23 protein-coding genes are annotated in these 17997 nt (G+C 62.1%); 10 read left to right on the forward strand and 13 right to left on the reverse strand.

Going from position 1 to position 17997, the window contains the following annotated elements:
• Positions 1–9 precede the first annotated feature (9 nt).
• Positions 10–198 carry a hypothetical protein gene (locus J4G43_RS45735; RefSeq protein ID WP_028153569.1) on the forward strand — a complete coding sequence of 63 codons (189 nt, stop codon included), beginning with the start codon at positions 10–12 and terminating at the stop codon, positions 196–198.
• A 27-nt stretch (positions 199–225) separates the two neighbouring features.
• Positions 226–939, forward strand: coding sequence for a hypothetical protein (locus J4G43_RS45740; protein ID WP_208088757.1), 714 nt, complete (start codon positions 226–228; stop codon positions 937–939).
• A gap of 161 nt (positions 940–1100) precedes the next feature.
• Here J4G43_RS45740 and J4G43_RS45745 read toward each other — a convergent pair whose 3' ends face one another.
• The 4 genes from J4G43_RS45745 to J4G43_RS45760 all read right to left on the reverse strand — a co-directional run bounded on the left by J4G43_RS45745 (position 1101) and on the right by J4G43_RS45760 (position 4792).
• Positions 1101–1523 carry an ABC transporter substrate binding protein gene (locus tag J4G43_RS45745; RefSeq protein WP_208088758.1) on the reverse strand — a complete coding sequence of 141 codons (423 nt, stop codon included), beginning with the start codon at positions 1521–1523 and terminating at the stop codon, positions 1101–1103.
• Positions 1524–1585: 62 nt separating this feature from the next.
• Complete coding sequence (istB, locus tag J4G43_RS45750; protein ID WP_038952109.1) at positions 1586–2353, reverse strand: IS21-like element IS1631 family helper ATPase IstB; 768 nt, start codon at positions 2351–2353, stop codon at positions 1586–1588.
• 4 nt (positions 2354–2357) lie between these two features.
• Positions 2358–4115 carry an IS21-like element IS1631 family transposase gene (gene istA / locus J4G43_RS45755; protein ID WP_100214066.1) on the reverse strand — a complete coding sequence of 586 codons (1758 nt, stop codon included), beginning with the start codon at positions 4113–4115 and terminating at the stop codon, positions 2358–2360.
• A 29-nt stretch (positions 4116–4144) separates the two neighbouring features.
• Complete coding sequence (locus tag J4G43_RS45760; RefSeq protein ID WP_208088759.1) at positions 4145–4792, reverse strand: ABC transporter substrate binding protein; 648 nt, start codon at positions 4790–4792, stop codon at positions 4145–4147.
• Between the two features lie 187 nt (positions 4793–4979).
• Between J4G43_RS45760 and J4G43_RS45765 the strand changes: the two genes are divergently transcribed.
• Together J4G43_RS45765 and J4G43_RS45770 are read left to right on the forward strand one after the other, a co-directional pair.
• The gene (locus J4G43_RS45765; RefSeq protein ID WP_208088761.1) at positions 4980–5762 is read left to right on the forward strand and encodes a hypothetical protein; all 783 of its coding nucleotides are present in this window, start codon (positions 4980–4982) and stop codon (positions 5760–5762) included.
• Complete coding sequence (locus J4G43_RS45770) at positions 5756–6013, forward strand: hypothetical protein (RefSeq protein WP_028154636.1); 258 nt, start codon at positions 5756–5758, stop codon at positions 6011–6013. The genes J4G43_RS45765 and J4G43_RS45770 overlap by 7 nt, the downstream gene beginning before the upstream one ends.
• 40 nt (positions 6014–6053) lie before the next feature.
• On the opposite strand, the gene J4G43_RS45775 is transcribed toward J4G43_RS45770, so the two are convergent.
• Complete coding sequence (locus J4G43_RS45775) at positions 6054–7670, reverse strand: outer membrane beta-barrel protein (protein ID WP_249814719.1); 1617 nt, start codon at positions 7668–7670, stop codon at positions 6054–6056.
• An 809-nt stretch (positions 7671–8479) separates the two neighbouring features.
• On the opposite strand from J4G43_RS45775, the gene J4G43_RS45780 reads away from it, so the two are divergent.
• Positions 8480–8962 (forward strand): ParB N-terminal domain-containing protein, encoded by a 483-nt coding sequence (locus tag J4G43_RS45780; protein ID WP_456298914.1) that lies wholly within the window; start codon positions 8480–8482, stop codon positions 8960–8962.
• Positions 8963–9295: 333 nt separating this feature from the next.
• On the forward strand, positions 9296–10564 hold the full coding sequence (locus J4G43_RS45785; protein WP_038952271.1) for an IS256 family transposase: 1269 nt from the start codon (positions 9296–9298) through the stop codon (positions 10562–10564).
• A 10-nt stretch (positions 10565–10574) separates the two neighbouring features.
• Here J4G43_RS45785 and J4G43_RS45790 read toward each other — a convergent pair whose 3' ends face one another.
• Entirely contained in the window at positions 10575–11546 is a 972-nt protein-coding gene (locus tag J4G43_RS45790) for a hypothetical protein (RefSeq protein ID WP_208088767.1), read from the reverse strand.
• 344 nt (positions 11547–11890) lie between these two features.
• On the opposite strand from J4G43_RS45790, the gene J4G43_RS45795 reads away from it, so the two are divergent.
• Positions 11891–12523, forward strand: coding sequence for a Mom family adenine methylcarbamoylation protein (locus tag J4G43_RS45795; protein WP_456298923.1), 633 nt, complete (start codon positions 11891–11893; stop codon positions 12521–12523).
• Between the two features lie 77 nt (positions 12524–12600).
• On the opposite strand, the gene J4G43_RS45800 is transcribed toward J4G43_RS45795, so the two are convergent.
• From J4G43_RS45800 to J4G43_RS45830, 7 genes are all read right to left on the reverse strand, one after another.
• A complete protein-coding gene (locus J4G43_RS45800; RefSeq protein WP_049831879.1) occupies positions 12601–12972 on the reverse strand; it encodes a DUF2958 domain-containing protein in 372 nt (123 codons plus the stop codon).
• 102 nt (positions 12973–13074) lie between these two features.
• On the reverse strand, positions 13075–13578 hold the full coding sequence (locus tag J4G43_RS45805) for a hypothetical protein (protein ID WP_049831878.1): 504 nt from the start codon (positions 13576–13578) through the stop codon (positions 13075–13077).
• Positions 13578–13781 carry a DUF4314 domain-containing protein gene (locus J4G43_RS45810; protein ID WP_028152445.1) on the reverse strand — a complete coding sequence of 68 codons (204 nt, stop codon included), beginning with the start codon at positions 13779–13781 and terminating at the stop codon, positions 13578–13580. Before J4G43_RS45810 ends, J4G43_RS45805 begins: the two co-directional genes overlap by 1 nt.
• A 152-nt stretch (positions 13782–13933) precedes the next feature.
• Positions 13934–14350: a DUF3085 domain-containing protein gene (locus J4G43_RS45815; protein WP_225005530.1), complete on the reverse strand. Its 417-nt coding sequence runs from the start codon at positions 14348–14350 to the stop codon at positions 13934–13936.
• A 4-nt stretch (positions 14351–14354) separates the two neighbouring features.
• Entirely contained in the window at positions 14355–14624 is a 270-nt protein-coding gene (locus tag J4G43_RS45820; RefSeq protein ID WP_028152444.1) for a hypothetical protein, read from the reverse strand.
• The gene (locus J4G43_RS45825) at positions 14621–14866 is read right to left on the reverse strand and encodes a helix-turn-helix domain-containing protein (RefSeq protein ID WP_208088770.1); all 246 of its coding nucleotides are present in this window, start codon (positions 14864–14866) and stop codon (positions 14621–14623) included. The genes J4G43_RS45820 and J4G43_RS45825 overlap by 4 nt, the downstream gene beginning before the upstream one ends.
• A gap of 5 nt (positions 14867–14871) precedes the next feature.
• Positions 14872–15051 carry a hypothetical protein gene (locus J4G43_RS45830; RefSeq protein ID WP_028152442.1) on the reverse strand — a complete coding sequence of 60 codons (180 nt, stop codon included), beginning with the start codon at positions 15049–15051 and terminating at the stop codon, positions 14872–14874.
• A 365-nt stretch (positions 15052–15416) separates the two neighbouring features.
• Here J4G43_RS45830 and J4G43_RS45835 point away from each other — a divergent pair, with 365 nt between their 5' ends.
• From J4G43_RS45835 to J4G43_RS45845, 3 genes are read left to right on the forward strand one after another with little or no spacing between them, the layout of a single operon-like run.
• A complete protein-coding gene (locus J4G43_RS45835; RefSeq protein ID WP_049831876.1) occupies positions 15417–15920 on the forward strand; it encodes a hypothetical protein in 504 nt (167 codons plus the stop codon).
• Entirely contained in the window at positions 15862–17766 is a 1905-nt protein-coding gene (locus tag J4G43_RS45840; protein WP_225005532.1) for a terminase gpA endonuclease subunit, read from the forward strand. Before J4G43_RS45835 ends, J4G43_RS45840 begins: the two co-directional genes overlap by 59 nt.
• 3 nt (positions 17767–17769) lie before the next feature.
• On the forward strand, positions 17770–17994 hold the full coding sequence (locus J4G43_RS45845; RefSeq protein WP_166352194.1) for a phage head-tail joining protein: 225 nt from the start codon (positions 17770–17772) through the stop codon (positions 17992–17994).
• Positions 17995–17997 lie beyond the last annotated feature (3 nt).

Raw genomic sequence — 17997 nt, forward strand, 5'->3', positions numbered from 1 at the left:
GAGGGCACCATGCGGATCACCGAGGCGATGATTGAGACCGCCGCCATCGCGATCAGGGACGCGGTCGCGAACAGGGTTGTCGGCGAGGAAGCCCGGCGTCGGGGAAAGCCATGGGCGGCTTTGCCCGCGAAACTGCGCGACGCCTGCCGCGCGGAAGCGGCGGCGGCGCTGCACGCCGCATTGCAAGGTGATCAATGAGCGACGGCAAGCGCGGGTGGAGATACGATGGACCTTGAAATCCCCCATGGCGCGGACAGGGAGTACCTGATCGTTTTCGGCGTGGCGGCGATCTATATCGCCACGATCCCGCGCGGCGAGCCGTGCATCGTCGGCGTCTCCCGCGACCTCGGCCGGACCTTCGATGGCATCCGGGACAATTGGCCGTGGTCGGAGATCGGCTGCGCGTATTGGGTCAAGGACCGCGACACCGCCGAGGCGATCGTGGCCGAGGCGACCGAGGTGCTGCCGCGCGATCCCGAGGGGAGGCTTGCGGTCCGCGCCGAGTTCGCCCGGCGCCAAGTCGAGGCGGTCGCCGCGCGCTGGAAGATCACGCTGACGAACCACGACGCGGCGATGTCGCGGGTGCATGCGGCGGTTCGCCATGTGCAAGAGACAATCAACCACGCTAACGCGACCGGTGATCTCGCTTGGTTCAACGCCGCCTATCGTGCCTGGCGGATCGAAGCAGAAAAAATTGGGCGCGTCATGAGCTACGCCGAGGCGCTCGCGCGGCTGCGCAAAGCGGTGACTAAACGGCTGATTACTCTCGACGTAATCAATTTGGACGCCGATCTCTTGCCCGGCATCTTCCCCGAACTGCCGAAAGAGCGCGCAGAAAATTACGTTGACGACTTGAAAAAACCGGTGCCTTCTTCGCGCACGCGCCCGAGGCCAAAGCCACGCGCTGATGGATCGGGCCGCCGTGGTATTTCCCACTAACGCAAGACTGTTCGACCGATCCCGGCGGCGGGGTCGGTTTTTTGGGGTCACGTACTCAAGAACCACGTGCCGCAGATCCGGGCGCATATGACAGTGGCCCGCTGCCCCCCTGTTAGCGGGCGCGAGAGCGGATCTCGAGGTCGGGGTTGGGCCAAGAGCGGTCATTCAATCACGTCATCTGCACGCAGTAACAACTCTCGGCTAATCGGCAATCCAATGCTGCGCGCTGTTTTCAGATTAATCACAAGCTCGAACTTCACTGGTTGCTCAATCGGCAGGTCGGCCGGTTTTGTACCGTTCAGCACCTTCTGCACGTAACCTGCGATGCGCTTGGCCTCAAAAATCCTATCTGGTCCATACGACAACAAGGCCCCGCTGGCGGCGAATTCGCGCCACGCTGCGATGACCGGAAGCCGCTGCTCCAATCCATATTGGGCAATTCTTGGGGCGACAAAATTAGTTAGGCGCGAGGCGACCACAAACAAACCGTTCGCGCCATTGGTACTTGCTGCACGAAGCGCGGGCTCAAGTTCTCCGGGGCTACCAATCGGATGCGCTGTTATATCGATGCCCCCGCGGGTCACTTCAAATTCCTCCGGGTGTGGTCAGTCAAATTCCTCCACCCGCGAGGCAGGACAAGGGACTGTTAGTTTGAGTTTGTTTCCCGGGCAAGAGCTTCAGCGGCTTCTTTGAGCCGATAGCTGCGTCCGTCGAACTCAAGCAGATGGCAATGATGCATAAGGCGATCGAGGATCGTCGTGCTCATAGTGTTGTCCCCAAGGTATGCCCCCCAATCCTGCACGACGCGATTGGAGGTGACGATGACGCTGCGGCGCAGTTTGTAACGCTGATGGATCAGGGTCTGCAGCAAAGTGCCGGCGTCGTCGGGGATGGCGCGTGCGAGGAATAGATCGTCCAGCACGAGGAGATCGCAGTCGATGATGGTTCGCAGCCGGACCTCGCGTTGTGCCGGAGAGTTCAGGGCGTAGCGGTGGAAGAAGTCGTCGGTCTCAAGATACTGGACCTTGTGGCTTTGCAGGATCGCCTGATAGGCAATCGCCTTGGCTATGTGCGACTTCCCGGTGCCAGGTTTGCCAACAAGCAGAGCGTTCTCGCCAGCGGCAATGAACGCCAGGGTGTGGAGCTGGAAGCAGGTCTGACGTGGCAGTTTGGGATTGAAGGACCAGTCGAACTCGGCGAGCGTCAGCTTTTCGTCGAGCCCGGATTGCTGGTATCGCCGCTCGATAAGACGGGACTGACGACGGTCCAGTTCATCCTGCAGGATAAGGGAGAAGGTCTCGAGGAAGGGCTGGTTGGCGCCCTGCGCCTGGAGCACGCGCGTCTGCAGCGTGTCGCGGACACCCGACAGGCGCAGCTGTCGTAGGCAACGCTCAATTTCCGGCATGGTCATCATGTGGCTAGGTCTCCAGTTTAAGGTGAGAAGGTGCAGCGGGAGCGCTCGTGGCGCCGGAGTTGGCCGGGGTTGCGCAGGCGACACGAGCGCGGATTGCCGTGGCGTGATCGTCGTGAGCCTCGGCCTGCCGACCATTGTCGTCGGCGTCGCGCCGCACAGCGCGGCTGAAGAGGTCGCCGTATTCCGCGGGGGTACGGATCAGCGGATGATCCTGGGTGAGCGGCGATGCCGGCTGTGGCGTCACTCCAACCTGCTCGATCGCCTGTTCGAACAACCGCTCGACGGTCGCACGCACGTGCTTGTAGCGGTAGATGCGGTTGTCGATGGCGTGCGCGCAGGCCTGCTCGACCAGCCGCGCCGGATACTTCCGGCCCAGCCCGACAATGCCCCACATCGCGCGCTGTCCGGGGCGCCCTTCGGTGTCGAACACCTGCTGGCACAAGGCCCTGGTCTGCGGTCCGATGCGCTCGGCGCTCGCCAGCAGCACGGCGGTTTGCCGCGACGGGTTGAACGGCCGTTCGCTGGTCGGCAGGACGACAGAACCGGGGTGCGCCATCCGGGAATGAACACGCAGCAGCGCACGGGTGTGGCGATCACGGATCTCGATCGTGGTGGTGTAGATGCGCACGACGACCTGGCTGCCGATCGGCGCGGGCCGCGCGGCGTAATAGCTGTTGTCGACGCGTACGGTGGTGTCGTCGCAGACAGTCCGGACGACTTCGGTGAAGATGCGGAAGGGAGCGACAGGCAGCGGCCGCAGGTGCGGCTTCTCTTCCTGGAACATCGCCTCGACCTGACGGCGCGTGCTGCCGTGGATGCGTTTGGAAGCCCAGTTCTCCTCCCAGTGCCTCAAGAACTCGTTTTGCGCCTCCAGCGTCTCGAAGCGCCGTCCGGCCAGCGCAGTGCCCTGGGTATGTTGAATCGCATTCTCGACGCATCCTTTCCGATTTGGATCGGCCACGCGCGCGGGATCGGCGACCACGGCGTAATGAGCCAGCATCGCGCTGTAAATCGGGTTGAGCTGGGGCTCGTACAAATCCGGCTTGAGGACGCCTTCCTTCAGGTTGTCGAGCACGACATAGCTGGGGACCCCGCCAAAATACCGGAACGCCTCTTCGTGGAGCTGCGCCCAGACTTGTTGGCTGGACTTCCAGACTACCCGCCGGAAGCTGCGCCGCGAGTAGCGTAGCGTCATCACGAACAGGCGGGGACGACGGTACCGCCCGCTCTTCGGATCAACCGTCGGCGCGCCCTCGCCATAGTCGACCTGAGCTTCCTCGCCGGGGAGGAACTCAAGACGATCAAACTGCTCAGGATCAGCGTGCCGCAACCGGCGCACAAACCGCTTGACACTCTGGTAGCTGGACGGAAAGCCAAATTGATCAACCAGGTCCTGGTAAATCGCCTGCGCGTTCCGCTTCAGCCGGACCTGTTCTTCGATCCACGTCCGATGCGCTTCGCAAGCCGAACGGGCCAGGCTGCTGGTGACCGTCGCTTCCGATGTCCCAAAAGCCGGTGGTCGGGGTGGAGGAATTTGGCCGTCCGCGCTCACCGAGCCGGTGGTCACTTCCCCGGGGGAATTTGCCTCCGCACCGGCCCGCAGCGCCTGATAACGCCGGATCGTCTTGCGATCGACACCCGTCAGCCGGTGAATCTCGCGCTGGCTGGTGTTGCGATCAAGTAATGTAAGTACGGTGCTTTGCAGATGTCGCTTCAAGACGTTCAACTCCCCGGCCCCTTGCTGGCTAAAGGGGTCGAACATAAACGTCCTGCCTGACCGGCTACTGCTGTTCAGCGGCGCTGACGGCGATCATCAGGTGGGGGAGTTTCAAGTGACCATACCCGGGGGATTTTGACCGACCCACGGGGATCGATGCCAAGCGATTGTGCCGCTTTCCGTGCAAACGTTAGCTCATCATCGAGATGTTGCGGATTGAAAATGACTGACACCCGCTTTGCCTTAGGAGCTACCTCGCTTAGCAATTCCACCCGTTTGACCGCCATTTCATCGGTAAGAAAGGTTACACCGGTAAAATTCTTGCCAGGGTTGGCGAGAGACGTGGCCAGACCTGCTCGTATCGGACTGTCGCTGACGCCACCCACGACAGGTATGACGCCCCCGCTTGCATCGAACAGCGCTTTGATGAGGTCGCCACCAATCGCAAGCAGTAGGTCGGGCTTCTGCACAACGAGTTCCTCCGCCAACTCTCGGAGTCGCGTCGAGTTGCCTTCGGCGTAACGGTAAATGATCTGGAGATTGCTGCCGCTCGCGAAGGCGCCCTGCGCGAGCGCATCCTTCAGCGATTGATCGATCCGCCCCAGCGATGCATCGTCGAACACGAGCCAACCGATCCGAAGGGGCTTTTTTTGCGCAAGCGCCCGTCGTGGAAGCGACAACGCCGCAAACGTGATCAAGGCAACGAAATCGCGCCGCCTCATGGTCGTTCACCAGAATTCGAGCCGCCCGGCAGCCAGAATATAGCAGTCCGGAGAGCAGCAGCGTTCGCTTTTTTGAGAGCACATGTTCCGTTGAGGGGCAAAAGCAGTAAGGCTCTGGCTAAGCGTAAGAATTCCGCCTGGCCGTCAGAAGCTTGACCTCTACGCCTTATGAGCACACCCACCACCCATGCCAACGCTCGGGGTTGATTTCGATTTCTCGCAGATCGCGCAGCGTGCCATGGACCTCGGCGCGACGGTCGATCAAATCCCCTACATCATGGCGACCACACTCAACATGGCCGCCGAGAATACCCGGTCGTACCTGATCGAGACGACATGGCCGTCGTCAGTGACCGTCCGGAATCGTTCGTTCATGAATGCCGCGCTGACCACGAAGGGCTCGCGCGCCACGAAGGGCGATCTGACGGTCGAGATTTACGACAAGATCGGTCGGGCGAACCTGTTTCTGCATGCCAAGGGCGGCACGCGCCGGGCGAAGGGCGGCAACCTCTCGATCCCGTCGTCGGTCAACGTGCAGCGGACGAGCGGCGGCGCCGTGCGGACGCAGCAGCAGCCGAAGAATTTACGGAACAGCTTCAAGCGCGGGCGCTTCATCTTCCAACGTCAGGGCCGATCGACACGCAAGGCGAAGGGCCGCATCAAGCTGATGTATTCGCTGCGGCCGTCGGTCCCGATCCGGCAAGACGTGCCGTTCTACAAGGACTTCGCCGAGGTGATGCGGGCAGGAGATGACGCTAAACCTCGCAATCGCGGTCATCCGGGCGATGTCGACCCGGCGCCGCTAACACTGAGGGTGCCATGGCAGGCAAGCCGAAAGAGGACGAGCACGAGGACCGGCGCCATGCGGACAAGCCGCCGGCGGACAAGGCCGAACAGGAGCAGCCGAACGCGGATAAGCCGGAAGATCCCCCGCCCGGCGTGCCGCCCTACAAGGACTAGGCCGTGCTGATCCAGCGCGTTGCGCGAGATCGTGCTGTCAACCGGCTCGATCCCGAATACCTCGCGCAATGGCGCGCCTACCATCGCAACATCGTCGAGCGATACATCGCTCGCGCGATGTCATGGGCCGACGCCCACAATGCGCTGGTCTCCCTCGGCTACCGGGACCAAGCGCTCAAGATCGAACTGCTCAGTTGGATAAGGCCCGCGCCCGGCAAGGACATGGCTAATGATCCTTACTCGATTCGCGCCATTTCTTAGCGTCGAAGAGGCCTGGAGCTTGGCTATAGGTGTGATCTTTTCAATCGAACCTATAGGACGCCTGAAAGAACGTGCCCCAGCGCTTCATGCTGTGCTTTGCAAATATGGGTGCACCAACGCAGCCGCTGTCGCTGCACGGCAACGTATCGCTCCGCCTGTTGGTCCACATCGCCCAATAGCGGCCACCGACGCCGACGCTGAAGTTCCTGGTGATGAAGTAGGACAAGACGCCTTCAACCTGAACGCCGCCGCCACGATTGCCCCGTTGCTCATCGAAGGTGGTCATAGGGCGCAAGAGATGGTTGTCACGCCCCTTGAAATCGGTCCAGGGCAGGTAAGCGACGTCAGCGTTCAAACGCCAACGCTCGGTGAGCATGGTTTCGGCGCTCAGGCCGATCCGAGCTGCATTCCACTGAGTATTCTGGCTTCCAACGACCCTGTCGTCACCCGGCGGCAAGCAGGGTTCCGGGTGAGCTATCTGTACACAGCCCCTCGTGTCGGAGCTCTGTTCGTAGTAGGTCCAGCCGATAAATCCGCCGACCTTGTAGTTGGCGGCGCGCAGGAAATCGTAACCTACATCGGCCGTGTAGTACGTGAACCTCCCGTTTGCCTGGCCTGAGATCGTGTTGACATAGGAGAAGTTCGGGGGGAGCCCCCAATCTTCATCGTTCATGTGTCCTTTGTCGAAGCGCCCGAGGCCAATGTTGCCCTTCAGGAACACTCCCCACGGGCTGTCAACACGGCCAAATAGCTCTCCGGAAAGTCCGTCAAGTCCGTGATAGGTGAGCCTCGATTGAAGAATGCTGGGGTCATCAAGGCCGCCGGCGCCCACTGCGCTGTGGTCCCATTGGAAGCGTCCCCGGCTGAGCCAGAGCCGCGATCCGCCTTCGAACGACCAACCGGCCGTGTAAGCAATCGGCGGCGCGCTGGCGGGGGCTTTTGCGTATAGCGGCGCGTCGGGCCATTGCACTGCCCACGGGTCGGCGCCAAAATGGTAGTTCAACCCTATCTTTCCGATGTGATAGCTGCTGGAGAGGCTGGTTATGTTCGCCGGAAGAATTGCGAACGGCGGATCCTGCACCGTCGGAGGCGTTGCGACACTCGGCCCGCCGAAATGGAGATAGTCATACTCGACGTTGACCGACCATGCAGGCGTAAGTGCTTGCTCGACGCCCAGCCCGATGATGCTACCGACTCGACCATAGTCGAAATGGGTTTTCTCCTGGGTGTAAGAGCCGTAATATTCGTTGTTGTTGATGACGTCGCCCCGATTGTTTTGCCAAGCTACGCCTCCCTTGAGATAGGCCAGTGTGTGGCCGAGTGCGCCAAAAGCGTAACCAACGCGGGCTGTCCCGGTAGCAAAGAGGTTGGGACCTGCCTTGCAGTTTGCGCTCACGACGAAGCCGGAGGCGGCGAGGCAGGTGTTTGTGCCTTCGGAGACAACACCGCTGGCGTCGAGTTCGAGACCAAACACCCAACTGCTGTTCTGCCAATTGTAGCCGACCTGGCCACCCGCGAGAAACACTGGGGTATCGACGACACCGCCATAGATTGACTGACCGTAGGGATTGCTGAAGGAGGTTCGGCCGTACCCGCCGCCGACGTGTCCGCCAATATAGCCGCCTGACCAGTTCCACACCGCGGGTGGCAGTTTCACTTCTGGCTCAAGGTCTGCCGCATTCGCTGCACCGTTTGCGACGAACGCAATTGTCGTGGCTCCTAAAAGAAGAACTCCAGATCGCATCCAACACTTCCCTGCATTTTCTCGGTCCACGACCGAGCGTCCTTAAGCTATCGCGCAGCAAACCGTCGGGGCGGACCAGACGCTTCAGCGACGCGCGCCGAGTCCGCCCCGAAGATCACCGCATGCGATTGGTGATGATGCCGTGAACAAAGCAAACCGCGTGCCGAAGTGAATTCGCAGGCTGCGAAGGCACTTCGTCGCGGCATGTAGCGTCAAGTTGCTGACATTGGTCTCGATACCGACAGTCGGCGCAGCCAGTGCCCGACAGTGGCCCGCGCGCGCGCTGAATGTGCGGGGCAGGCCTTGCGCAGCATTTCATTCTTACGCGCGGTGCGCACGCTGACGCGTGCAGACTCCGGCGGTGCGATTTCAACAGGGTCTTCTGTGCGCGTCCTCGACGACCGCGCTGTGTCGTCGTTGATTTGAACTTTCACGGGGTCCTACCGATGGGACGAGCTTGCGCGGGTACGCGGGACCGCCCGCCTTATGGATATTTCGCGGCGCCGATTTACGGCTTTGGTTCCTCGCAAAACGGGCTTTCCCGGGCGGGTAAACGGCCCTGCAGGCGGCAAATCATGGATGCACTGGCGAGCAAGCCGGCCGTGGAAACATGGCCGATTGAGCGGCTACGGCCCTATGAGCGCAATTCGCGCCGGCATTCGGCCGAGCAAATCGAGCAGATCGCGGCGTCAATCCGGCAATGGGGATGGACCATGCCGATTTTGGCGGCCGATGACGGCATGGTTCTCGCCGGTCACGGCCGCCTAGCCGCCGGCAAACTGCTCGGATTTACGCAAGTCCCGGTCATCGTGGCGCGCGGATGGACCGATCAGCAAAAGCGCGCCTATGTCATCGCCGATAATCGGCTGACCGACGCCAGCGATTGGGATGACGAGATGCTGCGGCTCGAATTGGCCGACCTCGTGGAGGGCGGTTTCGAGATCGCGCTGACCGGCATAACCGAGGACGAGCTATCGCGACTGTCCGTAGGGGTCGGCGAATTGGAGCAGATGCCCGAATTGCCGGACGGCGATCGGTCGCCTTTTCGGGACATGACGTTCATACTGTACGGCGAGCAATTCGGGATCGTTGAGCGCGCGATAGCGAAGGCGACCAAGCCGCGCGACCCGGACAATCCTAATCGATCGCCGCAAGGCAATGCGCTCGCCGCGATTTGCGCCGAATATCTAGGGCGCGTCTCATAAATCGACTTTGATTGGTGCGGCTTACTCGATCTCTGTTATGCCGCGATAGAATACCGCAGCGACATGTGCGATGGGCCAAGCGCACTTGGGCAGGCAGCTCTAGCGCATGCTCCGCGGCACAGACTACCTTTGGACCTTCTGCCACGAATTACCTTTTGGCCTATCTTCCGAAATCGTGACGCCTCCGTTACTCAAGTCGAAGCTTATCGGTTGACCCCACCAGTAGCCATGACCGTGAGCTATGGCGGAATCTGGGTGATGACGGTGTGAGGAAGGCGGCGTATCGAGGCGGGTGACGAGCCTGCCAGAACCTCTCGAGGAGAGCGATACGCCATGACCGAGACTACCAATGTTCTTGCTTTCCGTCAGCCGTCCGCGGTTGATGATCCACTGACCGATATCGTTCGTGCCGGCGCGCGGGACCTGCTTGCCAGGGCGATCGAGATCGAGGTTGGCGCGTTTCTGGCCAGCACGGCCAATCTGACGCTGCCCGACGGTCGAGCGCGCCTGGTCCGACATGGGCACGGTCCGGTGCGCGAGATTGCGACCGGCATCGGTCCGGTGGAGGTCGCTCGTCCCAAGGTCCGCGACCGCGGAGCGAGCGGGCCAGGCGACCGCCTCCGCTTCAGTTCGGCAATCCTGCCGCTATGGGCGCGGCGGACGAAGAGCCTGGATGCCTTGATCCCGGTCCTCTATTTGCGCGGCATCTCGACCGGCGACTTCCAGGAGGCGCTCTCGGCGCTGCTCGGCAAGGATGCGCCGAACCTGTCGCCTTCGGTGATCGCCGGCCTGAAGGCCGATTGGCAGGTCGAGTACGAACGCTGGCAGAGACGCGATCTGTCGGCGCGTCGCTATGTCTACATCTGGGCCGATGGCGTGTACCTGCAGGCCCGCATGGAAGATCACAGCGAATGCATGCTGGTGCTGATTGGCACCACGCCGGAAGGCAAGAAGGAGCTGATCGGCTTCCAGGTCGGCGTGCGCGAGAGCGCGCAGAGCTGGCGCGAACTCCTGATCGACCTGCGGCAACGCGGGTTACGGATTGCCCCGCAACTCGCCATCGGCGACGGCGCCCTCGGCTTCTGGAAGGCACTGGACGAGGCCTTTCCCGGCACGCGGCACCAACGATGCTGGTGCCATAAAGTGAGCAACGTACTCGACAAGGTCGCCAAATCCGTGCAGGGCCCCATGAAGAACGACCTGCGGAACATCTATCTGGCCCCACACCGGGCCGAAGCTGAAACCGCGATCGACGTCTTCGTCGAGAAATACCACGTCAAATACGGACGTGCGGTGGAGTGCCTGATCAAGGATCGCCATGCGCTGCTCGCCTTCTTCGACTTCCCTGCTGAGCACTGGATCCACCTACGCAGCTCGAACCCGATCGAGAGCGTCTTCGCCACGGTGCGCCACCGAACGGTGCGGACCAAGGGATCGCTGTCGCAACAAACTGCAAAGCTGATGGTGTTCAAGCTCATCGACGCCGCATCGAAGACCTGGCGGCGATTGAAGAGCACGAACCAGTTGCCGAAAGTCATCGCCGGTGTAAAGTTCATCGACGGAATCGAAGTCATTCCGAACACTGAAAGCCACGCCGCCTGATCAGGCCGCGTCACCCAAAATCAGCCATAGCTCCATGACCGTTATCCACGACGCTTAGTCGTGACGTATCGTTACACTCATTGGTCGCGAAGACGGCCCCCGCATTGTCTATAGTGATTTTCGCAAGATTTCGGGGGAAGGAGTTAGCCGGACCTCCGTTACAACCTCCACCCGGGCCGAGCCGCACTTGGTAATTGCCTACAAGCACTTGGGGAACTTCCGGCGGTGGTGGTGCTGGTGGCGGCACGGCGGGTATGAAGAACCTTGCACCGCCCATTGTTGAATTCGCGATCACGGTCACTGGTCCGGTCCCCGATCGCTGACAACTCTGATATTTCGGAGCGTTGGTTAAAACAGTCCGGGCCTTCACTCCCGGTCTTGGACAGCTAGCTCCCGTAATACGTGGGTCTTCGATTAGCGTCGTTCTCGAAATAGGGCCCATTGGACGAAATCTAAACTCAAGTGCCAGTGTGTCTCCATTCAAATCTCCATTGATGAAGAAGCCACCTTTACGGCAATCCGTCCATGCAGCCACTATCTCCGGGGCAACAACTTTCTGAAGGATATTTTCATAGGTCGCATCACTAAAGGACGAGGCCGAACTGCCACACGATCCTTGCTGGTGCAGGCTCGATTTCGTTTGATTGAAATCACCACCAAACTTCACTGGGACACCTTTGATGGGGACTTCGACGCTTAAGCCCGCGCCAGTAGAACCTCCCTTTTGATCAACGTTTGATGCGCAGAACGACTGCTGAACACCTGCTCTCAGGTCTCTTGTCCGCAGGCCTTGATATGTATTGAAGACTCCCTGCTCCAAGATAGCGGAGCATTCATCGGCGACACATACGCCCGAAATTCCAACCAACAACAATGCGGAAATGAAGACAGATTTAGCGTGCGCAACCACGGAAACCTCCCCTCTGTACATAAAACTATAGGCTGATACTAAATCTTGCTTCAATTTCGCAAAAGGGGACATTCGCAGCGCCAAGTCGGTTTTTTAGTCGCAGGCCGCGGTGCCAAGGTTCTCTCGTCCGACATCGATGTTTTTGGACTAAGTATCACTAGCGCCAAGCGAAATCGTCGAAAAGCAGGTCCGGCAATATCCGCCATATCCCAAAAGCTGAAGTGAATTGAGATCATTGACGCCTCCGCGACGGGCCGTTGTGAGTTGATGGTACCGTGACTCCCGAACCGAAGCCTCGCAGTGACTAACCATGGGACAGGCTAAAGAAATCCGCGTCGCGCCGATCGCGAAGAAGGACGCCGACGCGGCTGATCACGCGGCTGCATTACAGCCACAAGACGGTCAACAACTCGTTCCTGTCGCTGGGCGTCTTTTGGAACGGCCGGCTCGAAGGCGCGATGACGTTCGGCCCGTCGATGGACAAGAGCAACATTCAAGGGCTGGTGCGCGAGACGCCGTGGAACGGTTTCCTCGAGTTAAACCGGCTCGCCTTTTCGGAGGCGCTGCCGCGCAATAGCGAAAGCCGGGCGCTGGCAATCGCGATGCGGACGATCAAAAGGAACTATCCGCACATCGGCTGGGTGATCTCGTTCGCCGATGGATGCCAGTGCGGCGACGGCACGATCTATCGCGCGGCGGGCTTCGTCCTGACCGGGATCAAGGTGAACAAGAGCCTCCTGCGACTGCCCGACGGTTCGGTCACGCACAAGATGACGCAAGTGACCGGCAAGAATCGTGCGGCTCACTTCGCCAGGACTGGCGGATCATGGTCGGGTCAGGGCACGCCGCTCGACGGCTACCAGATGCGGTACATCTATTTCCTCGATCCGGCGGCGCGGGCGCGGCTCGTGCCGAAGGAGATCGCCTATGCCGAGATCGAGCGGCGCGGCGCCGGGATGTATCGTGGAATTGCGCGTGGGAAGCAGGCGATGGCCGAGGCCCCCTCGGAACAGCGGCGGCGCAGCACCGACCCCCACGCTCCATCATAGGCGGATCGACAAAAAGGCCCCGGGGATCGCCCGGGGCCGTTTCGTCAGATCGCACCGTTAAGCGGGGCTCTTGATCTTCATGCCTCGATCCTTCCGGCGCGCCGCGCGCGCTCGGCATGGACCGATAGCGGCTCGGTGATTGACCAATACAGGTCGCGTTCGAGCGGCAGACCATGGCGGCCGATCTTGACCCGCACGCCCTCCATCTCCGATCGGGCGACATAGCCAAGCTCGGGCTCGCCCATGCCGAGGTCGCAGAGGCCGTACAGGCGATCTGGTTCGTCGGGGTCGCTCTCGGTCAGCAGCCAAGTGGCGCCGCTGTAGGGATTGAAGACCTTGACGACCGGGATGTGATCCGGCTCGCGCTGACCGGCTCGCTGCGCGGCGCGCGTGGCCGCGCCATTGGCGGCGAGTTGGTCGAGAATTCCTTTCGTAAAGATGGCTTCCATTTTCGTCCTCTGATCGGTCAGCGCGCACCATGCGAGCCGTTCCGACCCCTCACGCCCGGGAGCCGAGGCGCCGGGCGATCGGGCGATGATCAGAAAGGGCGGCTAAGTTTCGGCTTTCGTGATGATCAGTTCGGCGTCGATGCCGTCGCGCAGCGCCCTGCGCAGCGTGGTCATGGCGCGATCGATCATGTCGGCGCTGTCAGCGTCGATGTCATCGATCCCCCAAAGCAAGTCGCGGCCCTCGGTCGCACGATCCCGCACGGCGTAGTGCAGGCGGATGCGCTCGGTCTTGGCGATCTCTTTCCGCGCGGTGACCTCGGCGCGGCTGTTATCGATGAAAGCGAGCACCGCTGACCAATCATCGCTGCTGAAGCCATCGCCCGCGATCTCGACGCCATCGCGCTGCGGTTCGAGTTGGAAGCGATGACCGGCGCCATGCTCTCGCATGCTGACATCGGAATAGTCGATCCAGACGGTCAGCTCGGCCTCGTCGCTGGTGAAGCTCGGGCAAGCGTTGTTATGCCAAGACGTATCGACGAAGTCCGCCGGGATGGCGGGCAGGTCGGCCTCGGGGAAATCGGGAAACTCGGTTTTCCACGTGGTCATCAGATTTTCTCCGCTGTATCCGGCGGCACCACCATCGAGAGCGTGCGGCCGTTGTCCCATTGCACCGGGACATCCCAACTCTGGTCGAAAAATGTCGGCTCCCCGCTAACCGTGCCCTCGGTGCCGGGCGCGACCGGCGCCGGGTCATCGACCATTGCGATCAGGCGGATGCGGTCGCCATTGGCGAAAGGCGGCTTTCTCATAGGCGGCCTCCGTCGTGCGGCGGTCGCACGCTGATGTGGGGCGCCGGTCCCTTCTGCTCTTGATACGGCATCTTGACGATGACGCCCGATCCCCAAAGGGCGAGCAGGCCAGCGAGAGCGGCGGGCGCTAACAGTCTTTTCTTCGTCACCGGTCAGCCCTCCACGATCGCGATGGCATCGGCCCGGAAGTCGAGCGCGATGGTTTTCGCGCCGCGATCGAGCAGCGCCTTCAATTCATTCGCCCATGGCAGGCACTCGCCGAAATCATCGCCGCCCACGAGCGCGCGGGCGGTCTCGTACCAATCGGCGTCGCGATCCGGGTGGCATCCCTGGGCATAGGCGCAGAATGACGTTTGGCCCTTGACGATGTCGCGCGGCTGACCGTTCGACATCAGATAGACGCCTTGATCATGGACGAGCAGCACCGATGGCGCGGGCACCGGCTTTGTTATCGCGCGATATGGCGGCTTGTCCTCGTAGTCTACGAGCATCTCGGATTGCGTCGGCGCGGTGATCGAATGTTCGACCACCCGGCGCACGTCGGCGGCATTGAAGATTAAGCGGGACATCTGGTTATCCATTCGATTTGAGGGAAAGCAGTTTCTCGATCAGCGCGGCGGTCAGCAGCGTGGCGTGACCGTCGGGCGCAATGGCGTAAATGAGCGCGCGCCGGGTAAAGGCGGCGGGATCGGTCTCGATCTCGCGCGCGGCTTGCATCGCGGCGAGCACCGTGGGTCGCTTCTCGACGCGGTACTGACCGCGCCCGAGGAAAAGCGAAGCGGTGAAGTAATCCGCTTTGCGGATCGCCTCGACCGCGCGGGCCTCGATCTCGGTCAGCGTCATCGGCCAACCCCGAGCGATAGCGCCGCGATTGCGAGCGAGATGTATTTCGGGATCGGTTGGTCGCCGTGCTCGTAACCGGCCCATGCGCCGCGCGAGCAGCCGATCGCCTCGGCGGCTTGCCGCTGCGAATAGCCGAAGCGCTCGCGCCATTCGGTCAGCGATTGAGCGCTGCTGAAAAGGTGCGTGGCGTCTTCGATCTGCGCGGCGGCGGCGCCGATGTCTGCGGGAGTGCGTGCCATCATGGCCGTTACTCCGTGCCGTATTCGCAGACGCGGTTGCCGTTGGCGTCCTGTACCGATCCGCAGGTGCGGTGCCCGGCCTCAAGGCGATCGGCGATCTGGCGCAGCATGCGCGCGATCTCGCGCTCGAATTGATCGCCCGCGAAAGCGTCATTCTCGGTTTTGATGCTTACGAAAAAGCGTTGCATCGGTGGGTCTCCATTTGGCGCTCGCGGAATTGCGAGGGCCTCGCCCCCCGAGGCCGGGTGGCTGGCTCGGCAGCGCCCGGCGGGAGACCGGCGGCGGCCCGGTATTGGGCCAATTCCCCGGCGGAGTGGCCCAGATTTAGGCCACTGGTCGGTGGTTGGAAGATCCTCCGGGTCGATTTTCGAGGCTAAAAATGGCGGAAGATCAAAGGGTTACGACGCCTCCGGAAAGGCCCGTAGGGGCCTCACAGGGCGGCTCCGATCCCGGCGGGGCTTCCGGCGCCCCGGGCGGCCATGGCGCACCAGCGGGCGCGGACGGCGGCGGGCGCGGTCAACTACTGACGAGCAATCTTGCCGGGCGCCTTCTCATGGTCTCGGCAGAGCGCGTGCGCCAACTGGCAAAAGAGGGATGGATCGAGAAGCAGGGCAAGGACCAGTTCTACTTGGTCGATGTCGTGCAAGGTTACATCCGCTTTCGCAACGACGCCGATCGGCGCGCGCAGAAATCCGCCGCTGACAGTCGGGTCCGCGACGCCAGGGCGCGCGAAATCGAGTTGCGCAACGCGGTGCGCGAAGGCCGCCTGATCGAGATCGACGAAGCGATGGCGATCGTCGAGCAGATGACCGGGCTTTTCAGAGCAGAGACCGCCGGGCTCCCGGCGCGCGTGACGCGCGATCTGCAATTCCGCAAGACAATTGAAACGGCGTTGAATGACATCCTCGAACGGGTCGCAGATATTGCCGCCGAAAGGGGACGTGCTGTGGCAGCGGCTCGCCTTGCTAGCGAGACCGTCGCGGCCGACGCCGCCCGACGTGTGGGCGGCGACGAACCGCATCTATCCGCAAACGGCGGCGATCCCCGGGCCGCGTGATCCGCATCTGACGCCTTACGTCGTCGGGCCCGAGCGCATGATCGCGAGCGGACAGTTTCGCCGCGTGGTCATGGTCTTCGGAGCGCAGACCGGCAAGTCGGAGGCGATGCTCGATGTCGCGGGCCAGCGCCTCGATCAGAGGCCCGGGCCGATCCTGTACGTCGGGCCGAACCGGCAGTTCCTCACCGAGCAGTTCGAGCCGCGCGTCATGTCGCTGCTCGAACAGGCGCCGACGCTGACCGAGAAGCTCGCGCGCGGCAAACGGATGACGAAGACCCGCAAGATGGTCGCGGGCGTCCCGTTCCGTCTCGCACATTCGGGATCATCGGCCGCGCTCAAGTCCGATCCGGCAGTCCTGGCGTTGGTGGACGAATACGACGAGATGCGCGCCAACGTGAACGAGCAAGGCGGCCCGCTCGGTCTGGTCGAGCGGCGCGGCGACACCTATGCGGATTTTGTTTGCGTGGTCACATCGACACCAAAGCGCGGGCGCGTCGAGGCCGTCGAGGACAAGCGATCGAAGCTGTTCTTTTGGGACGTTGCCGTGGCTGACGATATCGAAAGCCCGATTTGGCAACTCTGGCAGCAAGGCACCCGGCATCATTGGTGCTGGCCGTGCCCGCATTGCAGCGAATACTTCGTCCCGCGCTTCAACCTGATGCGCTACCCGGCGAAGGTTTCGCCGATGAAGGCCGCGCGCGAGACCTATCTCGAATGCCCGCACTGCGGCGGCGTCATCGAGGACGGCCACAAGGCGGCCATGAACGAGCGCGGCCAGTACGTTGCGCCCGGGCAGACGATCGATCGCAACGGCCAGGTTTCCGGCGATCCGCCGGATACGATGTCGGTGAGCTATTGGGTCTCGGGCCTCGCATCGCCCTTCGTCTCGTTCGGTGATCGCATCCGGGTCTATCTGGAAGCCATCGCGCTCGGCGACGACGCGATGGTGCAACAGGCGATCAATGCGGGCTTCGGCGAGTTGTACTCGCCCGGCGGCGGCGAGGTGCCGGAATGGGCCGAGATCAAGGAGAAGGCCCGCCACGCCGACTACCGGCGCGGTGAGGTCCCCGACGGCGTGCTGCGGCTCTCAATCGCGGCCGACGTGCAAAAGCAGTCCATCCCCTACGTCATTCGCGGCTGGGGTTCGCGCGCCACGTCATGGCTGATCGATTGGGGATACCTGCGCGGCGACACAGCCGAGGCGGACGTGTGGAACCAGCTCGCCGAGTTGATCTCGACGCCGATCGATGGCCTGCCGATCCATCTGACGTTCGTTGATAGCGGTTTCCGCCCGGGCAAGGCGGACACATTGCCGCTCAATCGCGTTTACGAGTTCTGCCGCCGGTTCCCGAAACGGGTTCGCCCGACCAAGGGATCGAGCGCCCCGATGCGCGTGCCGCTGCTGATGTCCAAGATCGAGGTCAATCGATCCGGCAAGGCGGCGAAGTTCGGGCTCGATCTTGTGCGGCTCGATACCGATCACTGGAAATGCTGGGTGCACGAGCGGCTGCGCTGGCCGTCCGAGATGCCGGGCGCGTGGAATGTCCCGGTCGGCATCGATGACGATTACTGCCACCAGATCGTTTCCGAGGCGCGGGTCAAGTCACCGACCGGGCGACCGGAGTGGATCAGGCGGTCGAAGAACAACCATTTCCTCGACTGCGAGGCGATGCTCGCCGCGACCAGCTACCTCATGAACATGCAGCGGGTCGGCTTGCCGCGAGAGCGAGAGGCGCCCGCCAGGACAAACGAAAATCCCCCGCCGCCGAATGACGTGCCGCCGACGCACCGGACCTTGCCGCGTGCGCCGCGCCGGATTGTGCGGTCGGGCTATTTGGGAGTGTGAGCCATGGCGAAGAAACCGGGCACGCTGACGTTCACGCAACAACAGCAGCAGGATTTGCTGACTGCGATTGCGTCGGGCGCCGAGCGGGTGAGCTATTCGGACAAGTCGGTCGAATATCGATCGCTGTCCGAGTTGCGGGAAATCCTCGCGGGGATCGATGCCGATCTGAGCGGCGTGAAGGCGCGCCGCACGTTCCGCATGGTCTCGCCGTGGGACAGGGGCCTCTGATCG

Source organism: Bradyrhizobium barranii subsp. barranii (genome assembly GCF_017565645.3).
Lineage (GTDB): Bacteria > Pseudomonadota > Alphaproteobacteria > Rhizobiales > Xanthobacteraceae > Bradyrhizobium > Bradyrhizobium barranii.